General features: G+C 70.9%; 28 protein-coding genes and 1 other RNA gene. 9 read left to right on the plus strand and 20 right to left on the minus strand.

Features of this window, described 5'->3' with window-relative positions:
* On the plus strand, window positions 1–1117 hold a 1117-nt coding region (locus NS331_RS13070; protein ID WP_058642423.1), incomplete at its 5' end, for a GNAT family N-acetyltransferase.
* Window positions 1118–1203: 86 nt separating this feature from the next.
* Here NS331_RS13070 and ppa read toward each other — a convergent pair.
* Window positions 1204–1731 carry an inorganic diphosphatase gene (ppa, locus tag NS331_RS13075; RefSeq protein WP_058642449.1) on the minus strand — a complete coding sequence of 176 codons (528 nt, stop codon included), beginning with the start codon at window positions 1729–1731 and terminating at the stop codon, window positions 1204–1206.
* A gap of 112 nt (window positions 1732–1843) precedes the next feature.
* Complete coding sequence (locus tag NS331_RS13080; RefSeq protein WP_058642424.1) at window positions 1844–2434, minus strand: TetR/AcrR family transcriptional regulator; 591 nt, start codon at window positions 2432–2434, stop codon at window positions 1844–1846.
* 136 nt (window positions 2435–2570) lie between these two features.
* On the opposite strand from NS331_RS13080, the gene NS331_RS13085 reads away from it, so the two are divergent.
* Window positions 2571–3389: a metal-dependent hydrolase gene (locus NS331_RS13085; protein ID WP_058642425.1), complete on the plus strand. Its 819-nt coding sequence runs from the start codon at window positions 2571–2573 to the stop codon at window positions 3387–3389.
* A gap of 84 nt (window positions 3390–3473) precedes the next feature.
* Here the strand turns inward: NS331_RS13085 and NS331_RS13090 are convergent, their stop codons facing one another.
* Window positions 3474–3713 carry a hypothetical protein gene (locus NS331_RS13090; RefSeq protein ID WP_017757288.1) on the minus strand — a complete coding sequence of 80 codons (240 nt, stop codon included), beginning with the start codon at window positions 3711–3713 and terminating at the stop codon, window positions 3474–3476.
* Between the two features lie 158 nt (window positions 3714–3871).
* Here NS331_RS13090 and NS331_RS13095 point away from each other — a divergent pair, with 158 nt between their 5' ends.
* Window positions 3872–5305 (plus strand): aldehyde dehydrogenase family protein, encoded by a 1434-nt coding sequence (locus NS331_RS13095; protein WP_058642426.1) that lies wholly within the window; start codon window positions 3872–3874, stop codon window positions 5303–5305.
* Window positions 5306–5334: 29 nt separating this feature from the next.
* Here the strand turns inward: NS331_RS13095 and NS331_RS13100 are convergent, their stop codons facing one another.
* The 3 genes from NS331_RS13100 to NS331_RS13110 all read right to left on the minus strand — a co-directional run bounded on the left by NS331_RS13100 (window position 5335) and on the right by NS331_RS13110 (window position 7497).
* Entirely contained in the window at window positions 5335–6261 is a 927-nt protein-coding gene (locus NS331_RS13100) for a ZIP family metal transporter (RefSeq protein ID WP_058642427.1), read from the minus strand.
* A gap of 33 nt (window positions 6262–6294) precedes the next feature.
* The gene (locus NS331_RS13105) at window positions 6295–6927 is read right to left on the minus strand and encodes a superoxide dismutase (RefSeq protein WP_058642428.1); all 633 of its coding nucleotides are present in this window, start codon (window positions 6925–6927) and stop codon (window positions 6295–6297) included.
* Between the two features lie 72 nt (window positions 6928–6999).
* On the minus strand, window positions 7000–7497 hold the full coding sequence (locus NS331_RS13110; protein ID WP_058642429.1) for a DUF2753 family protein: 498 nt from the start codon (window positions 7495–7497) through the stop codon (window positions 7000–7002).
* A 223-nt stretch (window positions 7498–7720) separates the two neighbouring features.
* On the opposite strand from NS331_RS13110, the gene moaA reads away from it, so the two are divergent.
* The 3 genes from moaA (at window position 7721) to moeA (ending at window position 10914) form a co-directional block, all read left to right on the plus strand.
* Complete coding sequence (gene moaA, locus NS331_RS13115; RefSeq protein ID WP_058642430.1) at window positions 7721–8854, plus strand: GTP 3',8-cyclase MoaA; 1134 nt, start codon at window positions 7721–7723, stop codon at window positions 8852–8854.
* Window positions 8851–9477: a molybdenum cofactor guanylyltransferase MobA gene (mobA, locus tag NS331_RS13120; RefSeq protein ID WP_058642431.1), complete on the plus strand. Its 627-nt coding sequence runs from the start codon at window positions 8851–8853 to the stop codon at window positions 9475–9477. Before moaA ends, mobA begins: the two co-directional genes overlap by 4 nt.
* A 144-nt stretch (window positions 9478–9621) precedes the next feature.
* Window positions 9622–10914 carry a molybdopterin molybdotransferase MoeA gene (gene moeA, locus NS331_RS13125; protein WP_058642432.1) on the plus strand — a complete coding sequence of 431 codons (1293 nt, stop codon included), beginning with the start codon at window positions 9622–9624 and terminating at the stop codon, window positions 10912–10914.
* Window positions 10915–11019: 105 nt separating this feature from the next.
* On the opposite strand, the gene rnhA is transcribed toward moeA, so the two are convergent.
* On the minus strand, window positions 11020–11469 hold the full coding sequence (gene rnhA / locus NS331_RS13130; RefSeq protein WP_058642433.1) for a ribonuclease HI: 450 nt from the start codon (window positions 11467–11469) through the stop codon (window positions 11020–11022).
* A complete protein-coding gene (locus NS331_RS13135; protein WP_193758104.1) occupies window positions 11466–12242 on the minus strand; it encodes a class I SAM-dependent methyltransferase in 777 nt (258 codons plus the stop codon). Before NS331_RS13135 ends, rnhA begins: the two co-directional genes overlap by 4 nt.
* On the opposite strand from NS331_RS13135, the gene gloB reads away from it, so the two are divergent.
* Window positions 12241–13029, plus strand: a complete 789-nt coding sequence (gene gloB / locus NS331_RS13140; RefSeq protein ID WP_058642435.1) for a hydroxyacylglutathione hydrolase — start codon at window positions 12241–12243, stop codon at window positions 13027–13029. The two genes, NS331_RS13135 and gloB, sit on opposite strands and share 2 nt — an antisense overlap.
* The gene (locus NS331_RS13145) at window positions 13026–14660 is read left to right on the plus strand and encodes a transglycosylase SLT domain-containing protein (RefSeq protein WP_058642436.1); all 1635 of its coding nucleotides are present in this window, start codon (window positions 13026–13028) and stop codon (window positions 14658–14660) included. Before gloB ends, NS331_RS13145 begins: the two co-directional genes overlap by 4 nt.
* 150 nt (window positions 14661–14810) lie before the next feature.
* Here the strand turns inward: NS331_RS13145 and NS331_RS13150 are convergent, their stop codons facing one another.
* The 5 genes from NS331_RS13150 to dnaX form a co-directional block, all read right to left on the minus strand.
* The gene (locus tag NS331_RS13150; RefSeq protein WP_058642437.1) at window positions 14811–15845 is read right to left on the minus strand and encodes an ABC transporter substrate-binding protein; all 1035 of its coding nucleotides are present in this window, start codon (window positions 15843–15845) and stop codon (window positions 14811–14813) included.
* A gap of 152 nt (window positions 15846–15997) precedes the next feature.
* Window positions 15998–16390 (minus strand): MAPEG family protein, encoded by a 393-nt coding sequence (locus NS331_RS13155; protein ID WP_058642438.1) that lies wholly within the window; start codon window positions 16388–16390, stop codon window positions 15998–16000.
* 25 nt (window positions 16391–16415) lie between these two features.
* Window positions 16416–17006: a recombination mediator RecR gene (gene recR, locus NS331_RS13160; protein WP_058642439.1), complete on the minus strand. Its 591-nt coding sequence runs from the start codon at window positions 17004–17006 to the stop codon at window positions 16416–16418.
* 22 nt (window positions 17007–17028) lie between these two features.
* Complete coding sequence (locus NS331_RS13165; protein WP_058642440.1) at window positions 17029–17361, minus strand: YbaB/EbfC family nucleoid-associated protein; 333 nt, start codon at window positions 17359–17361, stop codon at window positions 17029–17031.
* 59 nt (window positions 17362–17420) lie between these two features.
* A complete protein-coding gene (dnaX, locus tag NS331_RS13170; protein ID WP_058642441.1) occupies window positions 17421–19439 on the minus strand; it encodes a DNA polymerase III subunit gamma/tau in 2019 nt (672 codons plus the stop codon).
* Window positions 19440–19524: 85 nt separating this feature from the next.
* On the opposite strand from dnaX, the gene ffs reads away from it, so the two are divergent.
* Window positions 19525–19621, plus strand: an RNA gene (gene ffs / locus NS331_RS25530) — signal recognition particle sRNA small type.
* A gap of 58 nt (window positions 19622–19679) precedes the next feature.
* On the opposite strand, the gene fliR is transcribed toward ffs, so the two are convergent.
* The 7 genes from fliR to NS331_RS13205 form a co-directional block, all read right to left on the minus strand.
* Window positions 19680–20450 (minus strand): flagellar biosynthetic protein FliR, encoded by a 771-nt coding sequence (gene fliR / locus NS331_RS13175; protein ID WP_058642442.1) that lies wholly within the window; start codon window positions 20448–20450, stop codon window positions 19680–19682.
* Between the two features lie 66 nt (window positions 20451–20516).
* A complete protein-coding gene (gene fliQ / locus NS331_RS13180; RefSeq protein WP_058642443.1) occupies window positions 20517–20786 on the minus strand; it encodes a flagellar biosynthesis protein FliQ in 270 nt (89 codons plus the stop codon).
* A gap of 19 nt (window positions 20787–20805) precedes the next feature.
* Entirely contained in the window at window positions 20806–21555 is a 750-nt protein-coding gene (gene fliP / locus NS331_RS13185) for a flagellar type III secretion system pore protein FliP (protein ID WP_058642444.1), read from the minus strand.
* Window positions 21548–21841, minus strand: coding sequence for a FliO/MopB family protein (locus NS331_RS13190; protein WP_058642445.1), 294 nt, complete (start codon window positions 21839–21841; stop codon window positions 21548–21550). The genes fliP and NS331_RS13190 overlap by 8 nt, the downstream gene beginning before the upstream one ends.
* 58 nt (window positions 21842–21899) lie before the next feature.
* Window positions 21900–22268 carry a flagellar motor switch protein FliN gene (gene fliN, locus NS331_RS13195; protein ID WP_058642446.1) on the minus strand — a complete coding sequence of 123 codons (369 nt, stop codon included), beginning with the start codon at window positions 22266–22268 and terminating at the stop codon, window positions 21900–21902.
* A complete protein-coding gene (gene fliM / locus NS331_RS13200) occupies window positions 22258–23217 on the minus strand; it encodes a flagellar motor switch protein FliM (protein ID WP_058642447.1) in 960 nt (319 codons plus the stop codon). The genes fliN and fliM overlap by 11 nt, the downstream gene beginning before the upstream one ends.
* Before the next feature lie 30 nt (window positions 23218–23247).
* Window positions 23248–23850, minus strand: coding sequence for a flagellar basal body-associated FliL family protein (locus NS331_RS13205; protein ID WP_058642448.1), 603 nt, complete (start codon window positions 23848–23850; stop codon window positions 23248–23250).
* Window positions 23851–24069 lie beyond the last annotated feature (219 nt).

The following is a 24069-nucleotide window of genomic DNA, read 5'->3' on the forward strand; positions in this document are numbered from 1 at the left end:
CCGGCTGGCGCGCCAGCCGGCGCCCAGTCCCTTCATGCGCCATGAGTACCTCGCGGCACTGCATAGCAGCGGCAGCGCCACGGCTCAGACGGGCTGGGGCCCGGCGTTCGCCCTGCTGCGCCGGGATGGTGCGCTGGTGGCGGCCTGTCCCCTGTACCTCAAGTCGCATTCCTACGGCGAGTACGTCTTCGACTGGGCGTGGGCCAATGCCTACGAACAGCACGGCATGGCGTACTACCCCAAGGCCGTGGTGGCGGTCCCCTTCACGCCGGTGCCGGGCAGCCGTCTGATGGCCGTGGACCCGGAGGCGCGCGGCGCCCTGGTGCAGGCGCTGGTGGGCTGGGCGGCCGACAACGGGCTCTCCTCGCTGCACCTGCTCTTCGGCAGCGACGAGGACATCGCCGCCTGCGAGGCCGCCGGCCTCATGCTGCGGCACACCGTGCAGTTCCACTGGGAGAACGCGGCGCCGCCTGCGGCCGACGCGCCAGGCGCGCCCTACCGCGACTTCGATGCCTTCCTCGCCGCCCTGAATCAGGAAAAGCGCAAGAAGATCCGCCAGGAGCGCCGCAAGGTGGCCGAGGCCGGTGTGCGTTTCCGCTGGGCCCGGGGCACCGACATCACCGAGGCGGACTGGGCCTTCTTCTACCGCTGCTACGCGCGAACCTACCGCGAGCACGGCAACCCGCCCTACCTGACGCCCGCCTTCTTCCAGCACATGGCCCGCACGCTGCCCGAGGCTTGGCTGCTGTTCATCGCCGAAGCGGCCGGCGAGCCCATCGCCGCCAGCCTGATCGCGCTCGGCGCCGATGCCGACGGGGCCGAGGTGGCCTACGGCCGCTACTGGGGCGCCCTGGCCCGGGTGGATTGCCTGCATTTCGAGGCCTGCTACTACCAGCCCATCGACTGGTGCATCACCCACGGCGTGCGCCGCTTCGAGGGCGGCGCCCAGGGCGAGCACAAGATGGCCCGCGCGCTGATGCCGGTCAAGACCCACAGCGCCCACTGGCTGGCGCACCCCGGTTTTGCCGATGCCGTCGAACGCTTCCTGGCGCGCGAGGACGCGGGTGTTCAGGCCTACATGGCGGACCTGCACGGCCGCAGCCCCTTCCACGACTAGGCGCCGGCCCGCCCGCGCCAGGCGAAAAAAAGCCCGCCGGGGCGGGCCGCTCGCTGCGCCGCGACGGCGCCGGAGTGCTTTCGTTCTTACTTCTTGAACGCGGCGATGCCGTCGGTGATTTCCTTGTGGGCGGCCTCGATGCCTTCCCAGCCCAGCACCTTGACCCACTTGCCGGCTTCGAGGTCCTTGTAGTGCTCGAAGAAGTGGCTGATGGCCTTCAGGCGCATCTGGTTCACGTCCTCCACCGTCTTCCAGTGGCTGTAGATGGGCAGGATCTTGTCGGTGGGCACGGCCAGCACCTTGCCGTCGACGCCGGCCTCGTCTTCCATCTTCAGGATGCCCAGGGCGCGGCACTTGACCACCACGCCCGGCATCAGCGGATAGGGCGTGACCACCAGCACGTCGACCGGATCGCCGTCGCCCGATAGCGTCTGCGGCACGTAGCCGTAGTTGGTCGGGTAGTACATGGCCGTGGTCATGAAACGGTCCACGAAGATGGCGCCGGATTCCTTGTCAACTTCGTACTTGATCGGGTCGGCGTTCATCGGGATCTCGATGACGACATTGAATTCTTCGGGGGCCTTGGGGCCGGCGGGGACTTTGTCGAAGGACATGGTGGCCTTGTCTTTGGTTGGAATGGCGGCGCTGCGCAGGCGGTGCCGCAAGGTCGGGACAAACCCCGAGTTTAGCCAGCCGGGCTACGCCGGCCTGACGGTGCGCCGCGGCTCAGCGCTGTGCCACGGCATGCACGAGGCGGGTGGCGGGCGCGACCAGCGCGTGCAGGTCGGCTTCGCGGCCCTCTTCCACCGCCAGCAGCACGAGTTCGTGGATGCCGCCCACCACCGTCATCGCCATCTGGCGGTCCAGCGGCCGGCCCTGCGCGTCCGGGACGGCAGCGCAGATGAAGTCGGCGATCGCATGGTGCACCCGCCGCCGCACGGCCAGGCCCTCGAGGCCCAGGCCGAGGATCTCGACGGCCAGGGTCCGAAGCAGCACGGGGTCCGCCGCCAGGCAGTCGAGGTACGCGCTCACGGCACCCTCGACCTGGGCCGGCCAGGGCCGCGATGGATCGACGGCCTCCGTCAGCACGCGCAGGGCCACCGCGCTGGCCGCCTCGTACAGCGCCAGAAAGCATTCGGTCTTGCTGGCGAAATGCTCATAGAAAGTCCGGCGCGACACCGCTGCCTCGCGCACGATGTCGGCAATCGACGTCTGGGCATAGCCCCGCTCGGCGACCGCGCGAGCCATGCCTTCGAGCAGGCGGTCGCGGTGGCCGGTCTCGGCACGGACGGGGTCTTGAGCAGCGGTGGCGGTCATGGCGGAGCGATCATGGCCGCGCGCGTGCCGGCCAGCCGCCATCGTACAAAGCCTTACGTCCCCGGCAGAACTGGTACTTGCTCGTACCACCGGCTTGCGCGAAGATATTGGTACTGCACCGTACCAAGGAGGGCCCATGAGCCAGCTGGTGATCCGCCGCCTGTTGATCGACCTGAATGCCCCGTTTGCCCGCAACTGGTGTGCCGGCAACGCCTTTCAGACCGCGTTCTTCAACGCCCTGTCCATGAGCTTCCCGTTCGGGGAGCAGTTCTTCATCGACGCCGTGCGCGGCGCCCTGCCCCTGTTGCCGCCTGATCAGCAGCCGCACTGGCAGGCCGAAGTGCGCGGCTTCATCGGCCAGGAGGCGACCCACCGCCGCATCCATGCCCTGTTCAACGGCCACCTGGAACGCCAGGGCCTGCAGGACCACTGGACGCCCCGCGTGGCCAAGCGCATGAAGCTGCTGGATGGCCAGGACCCGCGCCACGCCCTCGCGATCACTGCGGCCACCGAGCATTTCACGGCCATCTTCGCGGACTGGTTGCTGCGGCACCCGCAGACGCTGGCGGGTGCGGAGCCGCGGCTTCGCACGATGTGGATGTGGCATGCCGCCGAGGAATCGGAGCACAAGTGCACCGCCTTCGACCTCTACCGTGCCGTGGGTGGCTCGGAGAAATGGCGGCGGCGCTGGATGCGGCGCGTGACGACGCTCTTCCTCGGTGACCTGCTGCGCCAGACGCTGGCCAACCTGCGACACGAGCGCCAGCTGTGGAAATGGTCCACATGGCGTCAAGCCTGGCAGACCCTGTTCAGCCGGGATGGCCTGCTGACCAGTTGTGTCGGGGCATGGCGCGCCTACTTCGCGGCCGGTTTCCATCCCTCCGAGCAGGACGGCAGCCTGGCCGAACGGTGGCTGCAAGAGCACCGCGACAGCTATGTGCCCGTAGGGGCCTGAGGGGCGAACGGCCTTCGGACGAACGGAGGCGCGCCACCACAAAAAAGGGCGCGGCAAGCCGCGCCCTTTCGAGTCAGCAGAAAATCAGCCGCCGCCCTTGAGGGTGGCCTCGAGTTCCTTGCACGAGGGCGCACAGACCGGCTGGGCCTTGCCCAGCACGCGCTTGGTCTGCATCAGGGAACGCGGGCGGTGCTTGCCGCACAGGAAGCACGACATAGTGGCGCCGCTGAAGGAGGACGAGGCCTTGAAGGGAGAGCCGGGGGTCTTGGACTTGTAGCGCAGCCCCGCCTCGTCCATCGTGGTCTTGACATCAGAGCTGGCCATCAGCGCCTCCCTGTTGAACGAACACACCGCGGACGGCTGGTAAAAGTTGGGAGTACATGCACGGCATGTCGTGATTTTCGATGATTTCGGATTGCCCGGTTTGACGGGGGACATTATCGGCGCAGACGCGGCCAATGCCGCTCCTCCACAATGGGGGCATGCAGCTGAATTTCATCGCCAACGAAAACGCCGCCTCTGCCAGCGGCCGTGTCATCCCCGTCCTGGACCCCTCCGACGGCCAGGCCTTCGACGAGCTCCAGCGCAGCGACGCGCGCGACATCGACGCCGCCGTGCAGGCTGCGCGGGCCTGCTTCGAGGGCCCCTGGGCCAAGCTCTCGGCCGCCGATCGCGGCCGCCTGCTCTATCGGCTGTCGCAGAAGGTCGCCGAGCATGCCGACGAACTGACGGCGCTGGAGCAACGCGATTGCGGCAAGCCGACCAAACAGGCGCGTGCCGATGCGCTGGCGCTGGCCCGCTATTTCGAGTTCTATGCAGGCGCCTGCGACAAGTTCCACGGCGAGACCATTCCCTACCTCGACGGCTACAGCGTCATGACCTGGCGCGAGCCGCATGGCGTGACGGGCCACGTGATCCCGTGGAACTACCCGATGCAGATCTTCGGCCGCAGCGTGGGCGGCGCGCTCGCCGCGGGCAACTGCTGCGTGGTCAAGCCGGCCGAGGATGCCTGCCTGTCGCTGATCCGCGTGGCGCAACTGGCAGCGGAAGTCGGCTTTCCCGCCGGCGCGATCAACATCGTCACCGGCTACGGCCACGAAGTGGGCGACGCACTGGCGCGCCATCCGGGCATCGACCACATTAGCTTCACCGGCAGCCCGAAGGTGGGCACGCTCATCCAGCAGGTGGCGGCCGAACGCCACTGCCCGGTGACGCTGGAACTCGGCGGCAAGAGCCCGCAGATCGTGTTCGCCGATGCCGACCTGGACGCCGCCATTCCGGTGCTGATCAACGCCATCGTGCAGAACTCCGGCCAGACCTGCTCGGCCGGCTCGCGCGTGCTGATCGATGGCAGCATCTACGAATCCCTGCTGGACCGGCTGGGCGCCGCCTTCGAGAAACTGCGCGTCGGCCCCGCCGCCATGGACCTGGACCTGGGCCCGCTGATCCGCCAGACCCAGCAGCAGCGCGTGTGGGATTTCCTCTCCGATGCGCAGGCCGCCGGCATCCCGATGGTGGCCCAGGGCCAGGTGGTGGACGAGGCGCCCGAATCGGGCTTCTACCAGGCGCCGACGCTGCTGCGCGACGTGCCGGTGGACCACCGCATCGCGCAGGAAGAGGTCTTCGGCCCGGTGCTGGCCGCGATGCGCTTCGACGGTGAGGACGAGGCGGTGCGCCTGGCCAATGCCACCGAGTTCGGCCTGGTGGCAGGCGTGTGGACGCGGGATGGCGCGCGCCAGTTCCGCATGGCCAAGCGGCTGCGCAGCGGCCAGGTGTTCATCAACAACTACGGCGCGGGCGGCGGCGTGGAACTGCCCTTCGGCGGCGTGAAGTCCTCCGGCTACGGCCGCGAGAAGGGCTTCGAGGCGCTCTACGGCTTCACGACGCTCAAGACCGTGGCCATCCGCCACGGCTGAACACGCGCGTCTCGGCCCGCGTGTGCGGCTCAGCCGAGCGCCGTGTCGAGCAGCATCATGAGCACGAAGCCCACCATCAGCCCGCCGGTGGCGAAGGCCTCGTGCCCCTTGCGGTGCGACTCGGGGATGATCTCGTGGCTGATGACGAACAGCATCGCGCCGGCGGCGAAGCCCAGGCCCCAGGGCAGCAGCAGCGCGGAATGCTCGATCACCGCGGCGCCAAGGACCGCACCGACGGGCTCCACCAGGCCTGAGGCCATGCCCAGCCCCACGGCGACCGTGCGGCGATAACCCGCGGCCAGCAGGGCCACGGCCACCACCAGGCCCTCCGGCACGTCCTGGATGGCGATGCCCGTGGCCAGCGCATTGGCGCGCAGCCCGTCGTTGCCCGCATAGCCCACGCCGATGGCCAGGCCTTCGGGCAGGTTGTGCAGGGCGATGGCGATGACGAAGAGCCAGGTGCGGCGCAGCGTGCGCGCGGCATCGGTGTCGCGGCCTTCGCGGCCCTTGATGAAGTGTTCGTGCGGCAGCAGTTTTTCCATGGCCATCAACGCGGCCGCCCCCAGCAGGATGGCCACGCCGATCACGCCGCCCGCCGACCAGCGTCCTCCGCCGAAAAGCGCCTGCTCCTTCGCCACCTCCAGCCCGGGGAGGATGAGCGAGAAAGCGCAGGCGGCCAGCATCACGCCGGCGCCGAAGCCGAACAGCGTGTCCTGGACCCGGTCCGACAGGCGCTGCGAGAAAAGCACGGGCAAGGTGCCGAGCGCGGTCGCGAGTGCCGCGACCGATCCGCCGACCAGCGCCTGCCCGACGACATCACTGTCGCGCACCAGCGACCAGAACTGCCCGAACAGCACCAGGCCGCCGAGTCCGATGATCGCCAGTCCCACCCATTGGCGCAGGGTCCGCGGGCGCGGCGGGTCGACGGGCCAGGGCGCGGTGTCGGGATCGTTCATGGTCGTCCTTCTCTGGGCGGGCGGGGTGAAGGGTCAGGCGCGGGCGGCCGCGAAGCGACGCTCGACTTCGTGCCAGTGAATCACCTCGAAAAATGCGGCGATGTAGTCCGGACGCCGGTTCTGGTACCGGAGGTAATACGCGTGCTCCCAGACGTCCAGGCCCAGGATCGGCGTGCCGCCGGAGCCAATGCCGGGCATGCACGGGCTGTCCTGGTTGGCGGTGCTCTCCACCGCCAGCCGGCCGCTGCGTCCAAGCACCAGCCAGGCCCAGCCGCTGCCGAAGTGGGTCAGCGCCGCCTGGGTGAAGGCCGTCTTGAAGGCATCGAAGCCGCCCAGGTCGCTGTCGATGGCCCGGGCCAGTTCGCCCTGCGGCCCGCCACCGCCACCGGACGCCGGCGGCGCCATGACGGTCCAGAAGAGGCTGTGGTTGGCATGGCCGCCGCCATGGTTGCGCACCGGCAGACGCAGCGCTTCGGGCAGGCGGTCGAGCGTGGCGATCAACTGCTCGACCGGCAAGTCCGCGAAGGCCGTGCCCTGCACGGCCGTGTTCAGCCCGTTCACATAGGTCTGGTGGTGGCGCAGGTGATGGATCTCCATCGTCTGCGCGTCGATGTGCGGCGCCAGCGCGTCGTAGGCGTAGGGCATTGCCGGAAGGGTGTGAGGCATGGTGGCTCCTGGAAGGGGAAGGCGATGGCGGGCGCGCGCCGGCCTTGCGGCCGGTCCGGCGCGAGACAGGGATCAGTGGAGGTCGTGCGCCGCCTGCGGCCCGTGCAGCGGCGCCGGCGCCCGCAGCAAGGCCTCGACGGTTACCTCGGCGCCATGGCGACGTTGCCACTGCAGCAGGGCCGAGTGGGTCTCGCGCAGGTGCCGGCGGGCGGCGACGCGCACGGCAGGCGGCTGGTCGTCGCGGCCGGCCAGGGCGAGCAGCAGGCGATGGGGTTCGCACAGATGCAGCAGGGCCTGGCTGGCGGGCCCGCGCAGCCGGTAGAGGTCGGCGAGGTTGTGGTGCGAGACGACCAGCGCGGCCAGGCGGTCGTCGGGCTCGCGCGCCAGGCCGGCGGCGCTCCCGACCAGCGCCTCGGCCAGCCACAGGGCCTGCACGTGGCCGGCCAGTGCGATCTCGAGTCGGCCGGCGCGGCCAGCGTCGAGGGCGCGCCGGGTGAGGAAGGCCCAGTGGCCCAGGGTCGACGCCGTGCGCGGCGCGCCGCCCGGCGGCGGAAAGGATGAAAGCTGCATGCGGTGCTCCTTGAAAGACCAAAGAGCCCTTTGCGTGCCTCACGGGGTGCGCGGTGCGTAGTCGGGCGGCTCAGATGATAGTAATTCTCATCAACCCGGTGAGCACGAGGGTTGACCCTCGGACCGCAACCCTTCGGCCGCGCCGGTCGATGCCGCACCGATAAACTGCCTGCCCCGCCCCACCCAAACCGCCGGCGCCCTGCCGGCTCATGCCCATTCCTTCATGGCCTCTCGCGTGATTCCCCTCGTCGATGCGCGCCGGGGAGCGCCGCTGCCCCTGGTGCAGGAGAACGGCCACGTCCCGCTCGACGGCCCGCTGCTCGACCGCCTGGGCCGGCCCCTGACCGACCTGCGCATCAGCGTGACGGACCGCTGCAATTTCCGCTGCAGCTACTGCATGCCGAAAGAGGTGTTCGACAAGGACCATGCCTACCTGCCGCACTCGGCGCTGCTGAGCTTCGAGGAGATCACGCGGCTGGCACGCATCTTCGCCGCCCAGGGCGTGCGCAAGATCCGCCTCACCGGCGGCGAGCCGCTGCTGCGCAAGAACATCGAGCACCTGGTCGAGCAACTGGCGGCGCTGCGCACGCCCGAGGGCGCGCCGCTGGACCTCACGCTGACCACCAACGGCTCGCTGCTGGCGCGCAAGGCACGCGCCCTCAAGGCCGCCGGACTGCAGCGCGTGACGGTGAGCCTGGATGCGCTGGACGATGCCGTCTTCCGCCGCATGAACGACATGGACTTCCCGGTCGCCGACGTGCTGGCGGGCATCGATGCGGCGCACGAGGCGGGCCTGGGCCCGATCAAGGTCAACATGGTCGTCAAGCGCGGCACCAACGAGCAGGAGATCCTGCCCATGGCCCGCCACTTCCGCCAGGCACACGGCGGCGGCGTGGTGCTGCGCTTCATCGAGTACATGGACGTGGGCGCCACCAACGGCTGGCGCATGGACGAAGTGCTGCCCTCTGCCGAGGTGGTGGCGCGCATCGGCGCCGAATTCCCGCTGCGGCCGCTGGACGCCGACAGCCCTGGCGAGACGGCGCAACGCTGGGCCTATGCCGACGGCAGCGGCGAGATCGGCGTCATCAGCAGCGTCACCCGCGCCTTCTGCAGCGACTGCAGCCGGCTGCGCCTGTCGACCGAGGGCAAGGTCTACCTCTGCCTTTTCGCCAGCCAGGGGCACGACCTCAAGGCGCTGCTGCGCGACGGCGGCTCCGACGCGCAACTGGCGGGTGCCATCCGGGGCATCTGGCGCCGCCGCGGCGACCGGTACTCCGAACTGCGCGCCCTGCAGCCGGCCGATGCCGCCGCCACGCCCGGCGCCCGCCGGGTGGAGATGAGCTACATCGGCGGATGAGCGCCGCCACCCCGACGCCCCCGATCACCGGCGCCGTGCTCGCCGGCGGCATGGGCCGCCGCATGGGCGGGCTGGACAAGGGGCTGCAGCCGTACCGCGGCCGGCCGCTGGCCCTGAATGCGCTGGCGCGGCTGCGGCCCCAGGTCGCGCAGTGCGTGGTCAGCGCCAACCGCCACCTGGCGCGCTATGCCGAGTTCGGCGTGCCGGTGGTGACGGATGGCCGGGCCGACTTCGCTGGCCCGCTCGCCGGGCTGCTGGCGGCCATGGTGCGCACGGACGGCGACTGGCTGCTCACCGTGCCCTGCGACGTGCCCGCCTTTCCGCTCGACCTCGGCGCGCGGCTGATGCAGGCGACGCAGGCGGCCGGCGCCACGCTGGCGGTGCCCGTCATTGCCGATCCGGACCATCCCGGCGCGCTTCGACCGCAGCCCGTCTTCTGCCTGGCGCGCACGAGTCTGCGGCCGTCGCTCGACGCCTGGCTGGCGGCCGGCGAAAGGCGTGTGATGGGCTGGGCGCGCCAGCAGGGCGTGCTGCTGGTGCCCTTCGACCGGCCGGAGGACGCGGCCGCCTTCGCCAACGTCAACACACTGGAAGAACTGGCGAACCTGGATTCGTCCGCCTGACGGGACGCGGCCAGCCGGTGCCAGCACCGCGCCGCCCGGTCACGCGCCCCGCTGGTGCATCCCTCCGGCGCACCGGGCCAAGCGCGCGACGGGCTCGCTGGGCCGTCGATACTCGGCACCCCGCCAGCGGCGGGTGCCTGCGCCATGACCTCATCGCCCTCCCCCGAACCTTCCCCCGCCATCGCCGACCTGCCGGTGGACGAGGTCCGCCATCGCATCGAAGCCCTGGTCGCCCGCTGCGGCCCCGGCCTGCCCGTGGCGCACGTCGAGCTCGGCCAGGCCCTCGGCCGCGTGCTGGCGCAGGACGTGCACTCCCCGTTCTCGGTCCCGCCGCACGACAACGCGGCGATGGACGGCTATGCCTTCGACGGCGGCGCGCTGCGTCATGGCGACGGTGCCATGGCACTGCAGATCATTGGCCGCGCGCTCGCCGGCGCGCCATGGGCAGGCACGCTGGCGGCCGGCCAGGCCGTGCGCATCATGACCGGCGCGGTGATGCCCGCCGGTGCCGACACGGTGGTGCCGCAGGAGCTGTGCGAAACCGACGGTGCCGCGCTGCGCTTCGCTCGCGACGCCGTCGCCATCGGCGCCAACCGCCGCCGGGCCGGCGACGACCTGTGCGCCGGTGGCCTGGCCCTGGCCCGCGGTGAACGACTGGGCGCGGCCGCGCTCGGGCTGCTCGCCAGCCTGGGCCAGACCCAGGTCGCCGTCCACCAGCGCCTGCGCGTGGCCGTGGTGTCCACCGGCGACGAACTGCTGCAGCCCGGGCAGGCGCTGCGGGCCGGCGCCATCTACGACAGCAACGGCGCCATGCTGGCCGCGCTGGTGCGCCAGCTGGGCTGCGAGTGGGTCGATCCAGGCGCGGCGCCCGACCAGCCACAGGCCCTGGCCGAACGCTTCACCGCGGCCGCCGCGCAGGCCGATGTGGTGATCAGCACCGGCGGCGTCAGCGTCGGCGAGGCCGACCACACCCGCGCCGCCCTGGCGCAGACCGGCGAGCTCGGCTTCTGGCATGTGGCGATGCGCCCCGGGCGGCCCTTTGCTGCCGGCCTGCTGCACCGCCACGGGCAGGCGCCCGCGCTTTTCCTCGGCCTGCCGGGCAATCCGGTCGCGGCCATGGTCAGCTTCCTCGTCTTCGCGCGCGAAGCGCTGTTGCGGCTGGCCGGCTGCCGCGCCGACGTCGCGACTCTGCCGCCGCCGGTGCGTGCGCGCACCCGCCAGGCCCTGCGCAAGCGGCCCGGCCGCACGGAATACCAGCGCGCCGTGCTTCGGCCCGTCGCAGGCGGACTGCCCGAGGTGGACGTTGCCGCCAACCAGAGCTCGGCCGTGCTCAGCGCCATGGTCGGCGCCAATGCCCTCGTCGTGCTGCCGCATGCCCAAGGCGGCGTGCAGGCCGGCGACGAAGTGGATGTGCTGCTGCTCGATGCGCTGACTTAGTCAGCCATTGCCCGCCGCCCGCAGCGCACGCGGCCGTCTTGGTCGAAACACTGCAAGGAAGCAATGACGGGCTGCCGCACGGGACACGGCCGCCCGCCGTGGGAGTCAGGCCCGCCCCTGCGCGTGCAGCACGCCCCGGTTGGCCAGCGCGTCGGCCTTCTCGTTGCCCTCGTCGCCGGAATGGCCCTTCACCCAGCGCCATTCGATCTGGTGGCCGCCGTCGGCCACCAGCTGGTCCAGCCGCTTCCACAGCTCGACGTTCTTCACCGGCTGCCCGGTGGAGGTGCGCCAGCCCTTGGCCTTCCAGCCGCGGATCCAGGACGTGATGCCCTGGCGCACGTACTGGCTGTCCAGGAACAGCACTACCCGGCAGGGCCGCTTGAGCGCGGCCAGTGCCTCGATGACCGCCGTCAGCTCCATGCGGTTGTTGGTCGTGTCCAGCTCGCCGCCGAACAGTTCTTTCTCGTAGGTGCCCGACTTGAGCCAGGCGCCCCAGCCGCCCGGTCCGGGGTTGCCCTTGCAGGCGCCGTCGGTGTAGATCGTGACTTCGTTCAAGGATTGCTTTTCTTTCCAGTGCGGGAGATGCGGCCGGCGACCGGCCTCGGCGCCGCGGCCATCGCGGGGCGGCGTTTCCAGTCGGCCGGCAGCAGGCGCATGCCGCGCACCCGCTTGACCGCGACGACGAAATACGCCGCGCCGAAGATCGGCCACCAGCGCTCGCCCAGCTCGTCCATCCAGCGGCAACGCTGCAGCCAGGCCTCGCTGCGCACCGCCGGGCGGTACAGGCCGAAACGGCTCGACTCGACCTCGAAGCCCAGCAGGCGCAGCCAGTCGCGCAGCCGCCAGTAGTTGATCAGTTCGCTCGGCCCGGGCAAATAAAGCTCGCCGCCGCCCAGATGCCGGTACAGTCGGGCCCGGCGCTGGCGCAGGCCCCAGAGGCTCGCCGGGTTCAGTCCGCAGACGATCACGCGGCCTTCCGGCACCAGCACCCGCTCCACCTCGCGCAGCGTCGCATGCGGATCGGCGGCAAGTTCGAGGGTGTGGGGCAGCGCCACGAGGTCCAGGCTGTTGGCGCCGAAAGGCAAGGCCGCGAAATCGGTCGCGAACGCAATGGCCGGGCCGGCCGGCTCGTCCGGCGAGCGGGCATGCCAGCGATGCGGCATGCGGTTGGTGCGCAGCGCGTCGATGGGGCCGCAACCCAGCTGCAATGCGTGGTAGCCGAAGATGTCGGCCACGGTTTCATCGAATTGTTCCTCTTCCCAGGCCTGCAGCAGCAGGCCGGGCGGGGTCTTCAACCAATCGCCCAACTTTATAATCTGATCGGTCATGACCCTCGTTCCGTTGCCTGCTTTCGCCGACAACTACGTCTGGATGCTCCAGATTGGCGGGCAGGTCGCCGTGGTGGATCCAGGCGACGCCGGACCGGTGTTCGACGCCTTGGCCCGGGAGCCCGGGCTTGAACTGGCGGCGATTCTAGTCACACACCATCACGGCGATCACACGGGCGGCGTCGCCGCGCTGCGCGAGGCGACCGGTGCCCGCGTCTTCGGCCCGGCCACCGAAACCATCCCCGAACCCTACGAAGCCCTGCGCGGCGGCCAGCATGCCGACGCGCTCGGCCTGCGCTTCGACGTGATCGACGTGCCGGGCCACACGGCCGGCCACATCGCCTACGTGCTGCGCGAGCCGCCGGCCCCCCTTTCCCAGCCGCTGCTCTTTTGCGGCGACACCCTCTTCTCGGGTGGCTGCGGCCGCCTGTTCGAGGGCACCCCGGCGCAGATGCTGGCCTCGCTCGATGCGCTGGCCGCCCTGCCCGACGACACGCAGGTGTGCTGCGCGCACGAGTACACCCTGTCCAACCTGCGCTTCGCGCTGGCCGTGGAGCCCGGCAATGCCGCGCTGATCGACCACGAGCGCCACTGCCAGGCGTTGCGCGCCGAGGGCCGGCCCACGCTGCCGGCCCGGCTGGCGACCGAACGCCGCATCAATCCCTTTCTGCGCTCGCGCGAAGACACCGTCGTCGCCGCCGTGCGGGCCCATGCGCCCGACGTGCCGGCGAACGACGAGGTCGCCGTCTTCGCCGCGCTGCGCCAATGGAAAAACGACTTCCGATGAAGAGACTTCTTGCCGCGGTCATGGTGGCCGCCTCGCTGTTCGTGGCGGGCTGCGCCAACACCAGCGCACCGCGCGACTCCCGGGCCATCCAGGCTGCGGCCGCGGGCGCTTCCGGCTCCTCCCCCACCTACTCGTCCGCCAAGGCTGCGCCGGTCTATCCCACCGGCCGCCTCACGCCCATAGTGCCCGGCACCGAGGGCTGGACCGACCACAGCGTGGTCACCCTGGCGCCGCCCGCCGACATGTGGGACCGCATCCGCCGCGGCTTCAAGATGCCCGACCTGGACAGCGACCTGGTGCGCGACCGCGAGCAGTGGTACGCCACGCGGCCGGACTACATCCAGCGCATGACGGAGCGCTCCAGCAAGTACATCTTCCACATCGTCGAGGAGCTGGAGCGCCGCGGCATGCCCACCGAGCTGGCGCTGCTGCCCTACATCGAGAGCGCCTTCAATCCGCAGGCCGTGTCCAGCGCGCGCGCGGCCGGCATGTGGCAGTTCATGCCCGCCACCGGCAACGACTACGACCTCAAGCAGAACCTGTTCCGCGACGACCGCCGCGACGTGGTCGCCTCCACCCGCGCGGCCCTCGACTACCTGCAGCGGCTCTACACCATGTTCGGCGACTGGCAGCTCGCGCTGGCCGCTTACAACTGGGGCGAGGGCAACGTGAGCCGCGCCATCGCGCGCAACCAGAAGGCGGGCCTGCCCACCGGCTACACCGACCTCAAGATGCCGGACGAGACGCGCTACTACGTCCCCAAGCTGCAGGCCGTGAAGAACATCGTGGCCAATCCGCAGCAGTTCGCCGTCGACCTGCCCTTCATCGCCAACCACCCCTACTTCCAGACGGTGGCGCTGCCGCGCGACCTGGACGTGGAACTGGCCGCCAAGCTGGCCGACGTGCGCATCGAGGACTTCCGCGCCCTCAACCCCGCGGCCCACAAGCCGGTGCTGCTGGCCGCCAGCGGCACGCCCCTGCTGCTGCCCTGGGACAACGCCGCCGTCTTCAAGCGCAACTTCGAGGCCTACAGCCAGGGCCAGTACGCCAGCTGGACCGCGTGGACGGTGCCCTCCACCATGACCGTGGCCGACGCCGCCCAGCGCGCCGGCATGAGCGAGGCCGACCTGCGGGCGATGAACAACATCCCGCCGCGCATGCTCATCAAGTCGGGCTCCACGCTGATCGTGCCGCGCACGGCCCGCGTCAAGGAAGACGTGGCCGCCGTGGTGGCCGAGACCGGCCACCTGAGCTTCGAGCCCGAGATCGTCACCCGCCGCACCGTGGTGAAGGCCGGCCGCAGCGACAGCGTGACCAGCATCGCCAACCGCTACAAGCTCAGTCCCGCGCGCGTGGCGCAGTGGAACGACGTGGCCGCCAGCCACCGCTTCAAGCGCGGTGCGCAGGTGGTGGTCTACCTGCCGGTGCGCGCGGCCCTGGCCGAACGTGCGGGCAGCGGCGCCAAGCATGCGGTGGTGACGGCCAAGCGCGGTGGCGGCGTGCCGCGCGCGATGGTCACGCCGGTATCGACCCGCGCCCCGGCGGCGGCCGCGCGCGGCACCGAGGCCGCGTCCAAGAAGGCCGTGTCGACGAAGCCGCGCGGCGGCTCGACGTCCAAGAAGAAGCGCTGAGGCGCTCGGCGTCTTTCGGGCACGGCCCGACACGCCCAGGCCGGAATGCGGCCATGCACCGCCCGGCAGCCGCCTGACAGGCAGCCGGCGCCGCCCGCGCTGCTGCAGCGGCGCGGCGCCCCCGCGTAGCACGCCCTGCGGGCGGCTGGCTCACACCTTGTACCGCTCCTTCGCCCGCCGGGCGAAGTCGTTGGTGTAGAGCCGGTCCGGCTCCAGCCGGTCGGTCTTGAAGGCCGGCTCGAAGGCGGCCATCGCGGCCATCGCGGTGCGCACCCCCTCGGCCGGCACCATGCCGTCCAGCGCGATCGCCTCGCGCCCCTTGTCGAAGGCCGCCAGGTACAGCGCGCGGTCGCCCAAGAGCTGGCTTTCGGGCACGGCCTTGATGATGTCGCCTGGCCCGGCCGTCTGCAGCCACTTGAGGCTGCGCACGACCGCATTGGCCAGGGCCTGGGCCGTGAGCGGGTTGCGGCGCAGGAAGTCCTCCGGCGCATACAGGCAGGCGGCCGGCATCGGCCCGCCGAACACCTCGGCCGCGCCGCGCAGCGTGCGGCAGTCGGCGATGAGCTTGATGTCGCCCTTCTGCTCCAGCATGGTCATCACCGGCTCGCTGTTGCAGATGGCATCCACCTCGCCCGCGCGCAGGGCCGCACGGGCCGAGGCCGAGGTGCCGACCGCCATGTATTGCACATCCTGCGGGCGCAGGCCGCCCCGCGCAGCCACCAACGCGGCCGTCATGTGCGACGAGGCGCCCAGCGCCGACACGCCGACCCGGCGGCCGCGCAGGTCGGGCACCGCCTGGTAGGCCGGAAAGCCGCGGGTGGACACGCCCATGGCCAGCAGCGGTGCCCGGCCCTGCAGGACGAAGCACGCGACGTGCTGGCCCACCGCCTGCAAGCCGAGCGTGTGGGCGAAGGCACCGGCGCAGACGTCGGCCTGGCCGTTGAGCAGGGCCTGCTGGGCCCGTACGGCACCGGGGTGGTCCACGATGTCGACCTCGACGCCCTCGGCGCGGAAGTAGCCAAGCTGCTCCGCCAGCGTGAGCGGCAAATGGCAGAAAGCGGCCTTCCCGCCCACCGCGATGGTGACGCGGCTCTTCTCGGGCCGCGGCTGCGTGCGCACGCCGGACGCGGCCACCAACGCGGCACCCGCAGCGGCCGCGGCAAAGAAGGCGCGGCGGTGGAGCATGGCGGTGGCAGTTCCTCTCTGGCAGACCTTGGGGGCGTGCCGAGAGCTTAGGAGGCGTCGCCCCGCGGCAGCATCCGGACCATCCCCACACGGGTTTCCACGCAGCCTGCGGGCCGGCCCGATGCCCACGCCCCGGCAAGCCGAGAACAGGCTCAGCGCCCGACGAACAGGATCGCGATGTTGACGAACAGCGCCAGCGCGAAGGCCGCGCTGCGCAGCGTGCCGCGGCCGCGGATGTAGAAGGAGACGAACATCAGCCGCAGCAGCACATAGGCCACCGCCAGCGCATCCAGCCGGCCCTGGGCCGCGCCGTACTGGTGGGCGATCACCACCGCGCCGATGAAGAAAGGCAGGCTCTCGAAGCCGTTGCTGTGCGCTGCCATGGCCCGGGCGCGCCAGCCGCTCAGCTGGCCGGCCCAGTCGCGCGGGGCCTCGTTGTCGCCGCGGCCGAAGGCGCCGGCCTTGGCGATGTAGGCCGTGGCGTAGGGCAGCAGCGCCGCCACCAGCACGCACCAGTAGGCGACGGTGAGATGGCTGGCGTTCATGGCATCGGTCCTCGGGGGAAGGGGTTCAGCGCCGGTCCACCAGCGCATGCGCGATGGTGCCCAGGTCCACGTATTCGAGTTCGCTGCCGGCCGGCACGCCGCGCGCGAGGCGGGTGACGGTCAGGCCGCGGCTGCGCAGCGCCTCGGCGATGACGTGCGCCGTCGCCTCGCCCTCGGCCGTGAAGTTGGTGGCGACGATCACCTCGGCCACCTGCCCGTCGGTGGCGCGGGCCACGAGCTGGTGCAGGCCGATGTCGCGCGGTCCCACGCCGTCCAGCGGGCTCAGCCGGCCCATCAGCACGAAGTAGTAGCCGCGGAAGGCGCCGGTGCGCTCCAGGGCCGCCTGGTCGGCCGGCGTCTCCACCACGGCGAGCTTGGTGGCATCGCGCTGCGGGTCGCGGCAGACCTCGCACAGCTCGGCCTCGGTGAAGGTGTTGCAGCGCGTGCAGTGGTGCACCTGCAGCACCGCGTCCTGCAGCGCGCGGGACAGCACCTGGGCGCCGTTGCGGTCGTGCTGCAGCAGGTGGAAGGCCATGCGCGAGGCCGACTTGGCGCCCACGCCCGGCAGGCGCCGCAGCGCCTCGATCAGGGTGTCGAGCGAATGGGCGTCGGACATCGTGCGGCGGCGTTCCCGGCGCTCAGAACGGGAACTTCATGCCGGCCGGCAGGCCCGGCATGCCGCTGGCGATCTTGCCCATCTTCTGCTCGCTGGTCTCTTCGGCCTTGCGCACGGCGGCGTTGAAGGCGGCAGCCACCAGGTCTTCCAGCATGTCCTTGTCGTCGGCCAGCAGGCTGGGGTCGATGGTGACGCGCTTGACGTCGTGCTTGCAGGTCATGACGACCTTGACCAGGCCGGCGCCGGATTCGCCTTCGACCTCGATGTGGGCCAGCTCCTCCTGGGCCTTCTTGAGGTTGTCCTGCATGGCCTGCGCCTGCTTCATCAGGCCGGCGAGTTGTCCTTTGTTGAACATGGGGCGGTTCCTTGTGAGGTCTGGAAAGGGAAAGAGAAAAAGAAGTGTGCAGCGGCGCGTCAGGCCGGCTTGAGCGTGCCGGGCACGATGCGGGCATCCCACTGGCGCATCAGCGCCTGCACGTCGGGATCGCCCATGATGGCCTGCTCGGCGGCACGCTGGCGGGCCTCGGCGGCGGCCTTGTTGCGCAGCGCCGGGCTGTCCACCACGGCGCCGACCTCGATGGCCAGGCGCACGGCATGGCCGGCGCCGGCCAGCGCATTTTGCAGCCGCTCGCGGCTGCTGCCCTGGTTGAGGGTCTCGCGCTCCACGCGCAGCAGCCACTGGTCGACGTCGCGGGCCACCAGCTGCGACTGCAGCGCCAGTTCGCGCGCCAGGGCATTGATGACTTCGGCCGCGACCAGGCCCATCACCGTCTGGTGCCAGAAGTCGCCTTCCTCGCTGGGCCGGATGCGGTCGGCGGCCGATTCGCGCGGCGCCTCGCGCGCACCGGGCGGCGGCTGCACGCGCAACGGAACGGCGACGACGGGCGTGTCCGCATCGGCCATTGCGGGCGCTGCCGCACGGACCGGCGGCGCGGCGCTGCGCGCGGGCATGTCGACCACGGGAAGGCGCTGCACGGGATGGGCGGCGTCGGGCGGCGCGGCGTCATTGCGCGCGGCGGATGGACGCGTTGGCGTCGTGCCAGCGGCAGCGGCTTCGGCGACCCCGCGCGTCGACGCCGTCGTCGCAGTTGGCGCATCTTGAGCAGTCCGGGCCGCGAAAGGCCCGGCCGGCGCGGTCGCTGTCGGCGAAGGGTCCAGGGCGGGTGGCTCGCCGGGCGCACTGGCCCGGACGGCGGTTGCCGGTGCCGGTGGCGTTGGTGAGGCCACAGCCGGTACAGGCGCGGCCACGGGCGCCATCGAAGCGACCGCCGCCGCCGCGACCGGTCGCGCCTCAGCGTTCAGCGGACTTTTTTTTTCAGCCTCGCCCGCAGGCTTGAAGGCCAGCAGCCGAAGCAGCACCATGGTGAGCCCCGCGTATTCGTCCGGCGCCAGGCCCAGTTCGGCGCGGCCGTGCAGGCAGATGCTGTAGAGCAGTTGGGTCTCGTCCGCCGGCATGGTGGCGGCCAGGCGCGCGACCTCGGCCGCGTCGGGATCGGCGGCATCCACGGCCGCCGCACGCGCGGGCACGGCCTGCAGCACGGCCATGGCCTGCAGCACGGCGGTCATCTCTTCCAGCGTGGACGCGGCGGCCAGGCCGGCGACGCGCATCGCCTCGACGGTGCCGACGACGGTGGCGCCGTCGCCGCGCGCCAGCGCGTCCACCAGCGCATGCACATGGCCGCGGTCGGCGCTGCCCAGCATCTGGCGCACGCCGGCTTCGGCCAGGCTGCCGTTGCCGTAGGCGATGGCCTGGTCGGTGAGCGACAGCGCATCGCGCATGGAGCCGCGCGCCGCGCGCGACAGCAGCCGCAGCGCGCCCGGCTCGGCCGCCACCTGCTCGGTGCCCAGCACATGCGTCAGGTGCTCCAGCACCGTCTCGGGCGCCATCGGCCGCAGGTTGAACTGCAGGCAGCGGCTGAGCACGGTGACCGGCACCTTCTGCGGATCGGTGGTGGCCAGCACGAACTTGAGGTACTCGGGCGGCTCTTCCAGCGTCTTGAGCATCGCGTTGAACGCGGTGTTCGTGAGCATGTGCACTTCATCGATCATGAAGACCTTGAAGCGGCCCTGCACCGGCTTGTAGACGGCCTGCTCCAGCAGACCTTGGACCTCGTCCACGCCGCGGTTGGAGGCCGCGTCCAGCTCGGTGTAGTCGACGAAGCGGCCGGCATCGATGTCGGTGCAGGCCTGGCACACGCCGCAGGGCGTGGCGGTGATGCCGCCCTGCCCGTCCGGCCCCTGGCAATTGAGCGACTTGGCGAGGATGCGCGAGACGGTGGTCTTGCCCACGCCGCGCGTGCCGGTGAAGAGGTAGGCATGGTGCAGCCGCTGCTGCGTGAGCGCATTCGACAGCGCCTGCACCACATGCTCCTGGCCCACCATCTCGCCGAAATTGCGAGGACGGTATTTGCGGGCGAGCACGAGATAGGACATCCGCTCGATTCTAAGAGGCGCCCCGCAGCCCGCCGATGGCCGTCCATGCCGCGGTGGCATGCAGGCGTGGGTTATGATCGACCTCGACGGGCCTCCCCGCATGGTCAAGCGGCCAACCGGGTCAGGTGGGGAACCAAGCAGCCCTAACTGCGTAGCCAGTGCCGGGGGTAAGGCTCGTCACCTTCTTCTTTCTTCTCCCCCACCCTTTCGCTCGCCTCGCGCCATGCGGGGCCCGGCGCCTCAGCGGCCGCCGACGAAGCCCGCGAGCATGCGGTCGATGAGGGCCACCAGGGGCGATTCCAGCATGGGCAGCACCCAGGCAATGGCCGCCATGCCGGCCGTCAGCGTGACCGGGAAGCCGATCGCGTAGATGTTCATCTGCGGCGCCACGCGCGAGATGATGCCCAGCATCAGATTCACGAAGAGCAGCAGCCCGATCATGGGCATGGCGATCCACAGCGCGCTCGAAAAAAGCTCGGCCCCCAGTTCGTGCACCCGCACGCGCATCAGCGCGTCCATCAGCCCGCCGCCGATGGGAAAGACCTCGAAGCTCTTGATCACCGCCATCAGCACCGCGACGTGGCCGTTGATGACCACGAACAGCAGCGTGGCCAGCGTGCCGAAGAAGCGCGACACGGCACTGGCCTGCGCATTGCTGATGGGATCGAAGAAGCTGGCGTAGTTCAGGCCCATCTGCAGGCCGACGAGTTCGCCCGCCAGTTCGATGGCGGCCAGGATCAGCCGCGCCGCGAAGCCGATGGCCATGCCGATGCCCACCTGCTGCGCCACGGCGCCCAGGGCCAGCGGGCTGTCCACCGCGATGAGCGGCACCGCGGGCAGCACGGCCTGCGCCGACAGCGCCACCATGAAGGCCAGGCCCAGGCGCGCCCGCACGGGAATGGCCCGCGAGGAGAACACCGGCGCGGTCGTGAACAGGCCCAGCACCCGCAGGAAGGGCCAAAGGATGGGCACCAGCCAGGCGGTGAGCTGGGCTTCGGTGAAGGTCAGCATGGTCGTCGCGTGCGCGCGGGCAGGCCGGCCGGCAGCACCCGCGCGCTCATCGGCTCATCGGTGCGATCAGGAAACGACGCCAGGGATCGATTCGATGATGCGGCGGATGTAGTCCACCAGCATGGTCAGCATCCACGGCCCGGCGATGGCGAACACCGCCACGGCCGCCACCAGCTTGGGCACGAAGGCGAGCGTGGCCTCGCTGATCTGGGTGACGGCCTGGAAGATGCTCACCAGCAGGCCGACGGCCAGCACCGTGAGCAGCACCGGCGCCGACACCATCAGCAGCATCAGCAGGGCGTCCTGGCCGGTGGTGAGCACCATCTGGGCGTTCATGGGTCGTTCCTCGTTCTGTTCAGGTGACGAAGCTGGCGGCCAGGGAGCCGAGCAGCAGGTTCCAGCCGTCCGCCAGCACGAACAGCATGAGCTTGAAGGGCAGCGCCACCAGCACCGGCGACAGCATCATCATGCCCAGCGACATCAGCACGCTGGACACCACGATGTCGATCACCAGGAAGGGGATGAAGATCATGAAGCCGATCTGGAAGGCCGACTTCAGCTCGCTGGTGGCGAAGGCCGGGATGAGCACGCGCATCGGTGCGGTCTCGGCGGTGACGTCGGTGGGCAGCTTGGCCAGCCGGGCGAAGAGCGCGAAGTCCGACTGGCGCGTCTGCTTGAGCATGAACTGGCGCATCGGCTGCTCGGCGCGGGACAGCGCCTCGTCGATGGCGATGGCGTTGCGGCTGTAGGGCTCGTAGGCCTCGGCATAGACCTTGTCCAGCGTCGGGCCCATGACGAAGAGCGTGAGGAAGAGCGACAGGCCGATCACCACCTGGTTGGGCGGCGCCGCCTGCGTGCCCAGCGCCTGGCGCATCAGCGACAGCACGATCACGATGCGGGTGAAGCCGGTCATCATCAGCACGATGGCCGGCAGGAAGCTCAGCGCCGTGAAGAACAGCAGCGTCTGGATGGGCACCGAGTAGCTGGTGCCGCCCGGCCCCTGGCCGATGAGCAGCGGCAGCTGGCCGGCGGGCGGCGCCTCCTGCGCGAGCACCGGCAGCGCGAGGGCCAGGCCGAGGCCCAGCCCGGCGGTCCACTTACGCATCGATGGGCTCCTGCAGCGAAGAGGCCGTGGCCGCCGGCAGCGTGTGCAGGCAGTTGACGGCCTGCGCCGTCACGCCCAGCACCAGCCAGGTCCGCGCATGGGCCGGGCCGACCTCGACGGTGACGACGCGCTGCTGCGGCCCGACGGCCACGGCCGACACCACGCGCGAGGCGGCATCGGCCGCGCCGGGCGCCAGCAACTGGCGGGCGCGGATGCGGCGCAGCACGAAGGGCAGCGACGCGATCAGCGCGATGAACAAGGCGATGGTGAGCAGGCTCTGGGTCACGCGGCGGCCGTCCGTGGCGTTTCGGGATTCGGGTCAGGCGGGCAGGCAGCACCCCGCCTCAGGCGCGGTGCACGCGGCGCAGCCGCTCCGAGGGCGTGACCACGTCGGTCAGGCGGATGCCGAAGCGGTTGTTGACCACCACCACCTCGCCCTGCGCCACCAGGTAGCCGTTGACGAGCACGTCCATCGGCTCGCCGGCCAGCGTGTCCAGCTCGACGATGGTGCCCTGCCCCATCTGCAGCACCTGCTTGATCGGCACCTTCTTGCGGCCCAGTTCCACCGACAGCTGCACCGGGATGTCCAGCACGCGCTGGATGTCCTGCGCCATGGCCGCCGCCTCGGGCGCGGCATTGGCACCGGCGCCGGGCTCGCCGGCCTCCAGCGGTTCGGCCCAGGCGGCGGAAGAGGAAGAGGTGTCATTGCTCATGGAAAGCTCCTTGGCTGCCGAGGTGCTGCTCGATGCGCAGCGCATAGCGGTCGTTGTGCGTGCCGTAGCGGCAGGCGAAGACGGGGGCGCCCTCGATGGTGGCCAGCACCATGGGCTGGCGGTCGAGGTGGATGAAGTCGCCGGGCTTCATGGCCAGCAGGTCGGCCACGCTGAGTTCGGCCTGGGCCAGCTCGGCCACCAGCGTGACCTCGGCGGCCTGGATCTCGCGCGCCAGCTGGCCCACCCAGCGGCGGTCTTCCGCCAGCGCGGTGGCCTGCTGCGGGCCATAGAGCACGTCGCGGATGGGCTCCAGCGACGAATAGGGGACGCACAGCCGCAGCTGGCCTTCGTAGGTGCCCATGGCCACGGACAGCGTGGTGACCACCAGCGCGTCCTGCGGCGTGGCGACGCCGGTGAAGGCCGCCAGGCGCTCGTGGCGCACGAAGGTGGGCGTGAGCGGATAGACGTCCTTCCAGGCGCGGCCGTATTCCTGGCCCAGGATGGTCATCGCACGCTGGATCACGCGCTGCTCGGTGGGCGAGAAATCGCGCTCGATGGGCGTGTTGACCGTGCCGCCGCCGCCGTAGAGCGCATCGACCAGGGCCGAGACGAAACCGCTGTCGCAGGCGACCAGCGCATTGCCGCGCAGCGGCTGCAGGCCCAGGACGGCGAAGCAGGCGGGCAGCGCGGTCTCGCCGGTGTAGTCGGCCATGACCTCTTCCCAGCGGCGCACCTGCACGCTGGCCGCGCCCAGCGTGGCCGAACGGCGCGCCAGGTTGAACAGCCCCTGGCCCAGGTGGCGCACGAAGCGTTCGTTGATCACGTCCAGCATCGGCAGCGGCTGGCGCACGCGCCGGTCGCTGGGCAGCAGGTCCAGGCTCGAGGGCAGCGCGCCGTCGTCGGGCGCGCGCTCGGGCGGGGTGTCCGCGGAAGGGTCCTGGTCGCTCATGGGTTCACCTCGGGGCGGTGGCCGCGCCCGTCACTGCACGATGAAGCTGGCGAACATCACGGCCCGGATGGGGCCGCGGTAGCGCTGGATGAGGGCGCGCTTCTCGCCCTCGTCGGTGCGCAGCGGGCGCGGGCTGCGCATGCCGAGCACGCGCGAGACCTCGACGGCGATGTCCTGCGCCAGCTTGTCCTTGCCGTCGCGGCGCAGCAGTTCCTCGGCGCTGCGCTGCGAGGTCAGCACCAGGATGCTGGTGCGCACGGCGGGCAGGCGCAGCTTGACCTGCTCCACCGTCTTCTCGTCGGCCAGCTCCAGCGTCACGCCGAGCTGGGCGAAGCGGTCGCCGTCGGTCAGGTTGACGACCATGTTGTCCAGCGGCAGGTAGACCGGCGGGGGGCGCTTGCCTTCGGCCGGCGCGTCCTCGTCCTCGTCGTCGCCGTCGTGGCTGCTGGCGGAGGCATGTTCGCCGCCACCCTTGCCGGCCGGGGCCGCGTTCTTCTTCATGAAGAACCAGGTGCCACCGATGGCGGCGCCCATCAGCACCAGCACCAGCACGACCAGCGCGATGATCTTGATGAGATTGCTCTTGGGCTTGGCAGCGCCTTCGGCGGCAGCAGCAGCAGGGTTGGCGGACACGGATCATTCCCCTCGGGTTGCAGCGCCCGGCAGGGGCGCCCGTGGGGAATTATTGGTGCAGCCGTCCCGCCCGAGTCTTCGAACAGGGCAGGGAAAACCGGCTTCTTCGCCGATTACACGTACAGGTCCAGCGAGCGGCCGCTGTTGCCGGCGACGGGCCGGCTGCGCGGCGCGGCCGCGGCCGGATCGCCGCCGCGGCGGGCATCGCCGCCGCCGTCC

The organism is Pseudacidovorax intermedius, assembly GCF_001476815.1.
Taxonomy (GTDB): Bacteria; Pseudomonadota; Gammaproteobacteria; order Burkholderiales; family Burkholderiaceae_C; genus Xenophilus; species Xenophilus intermedius_A.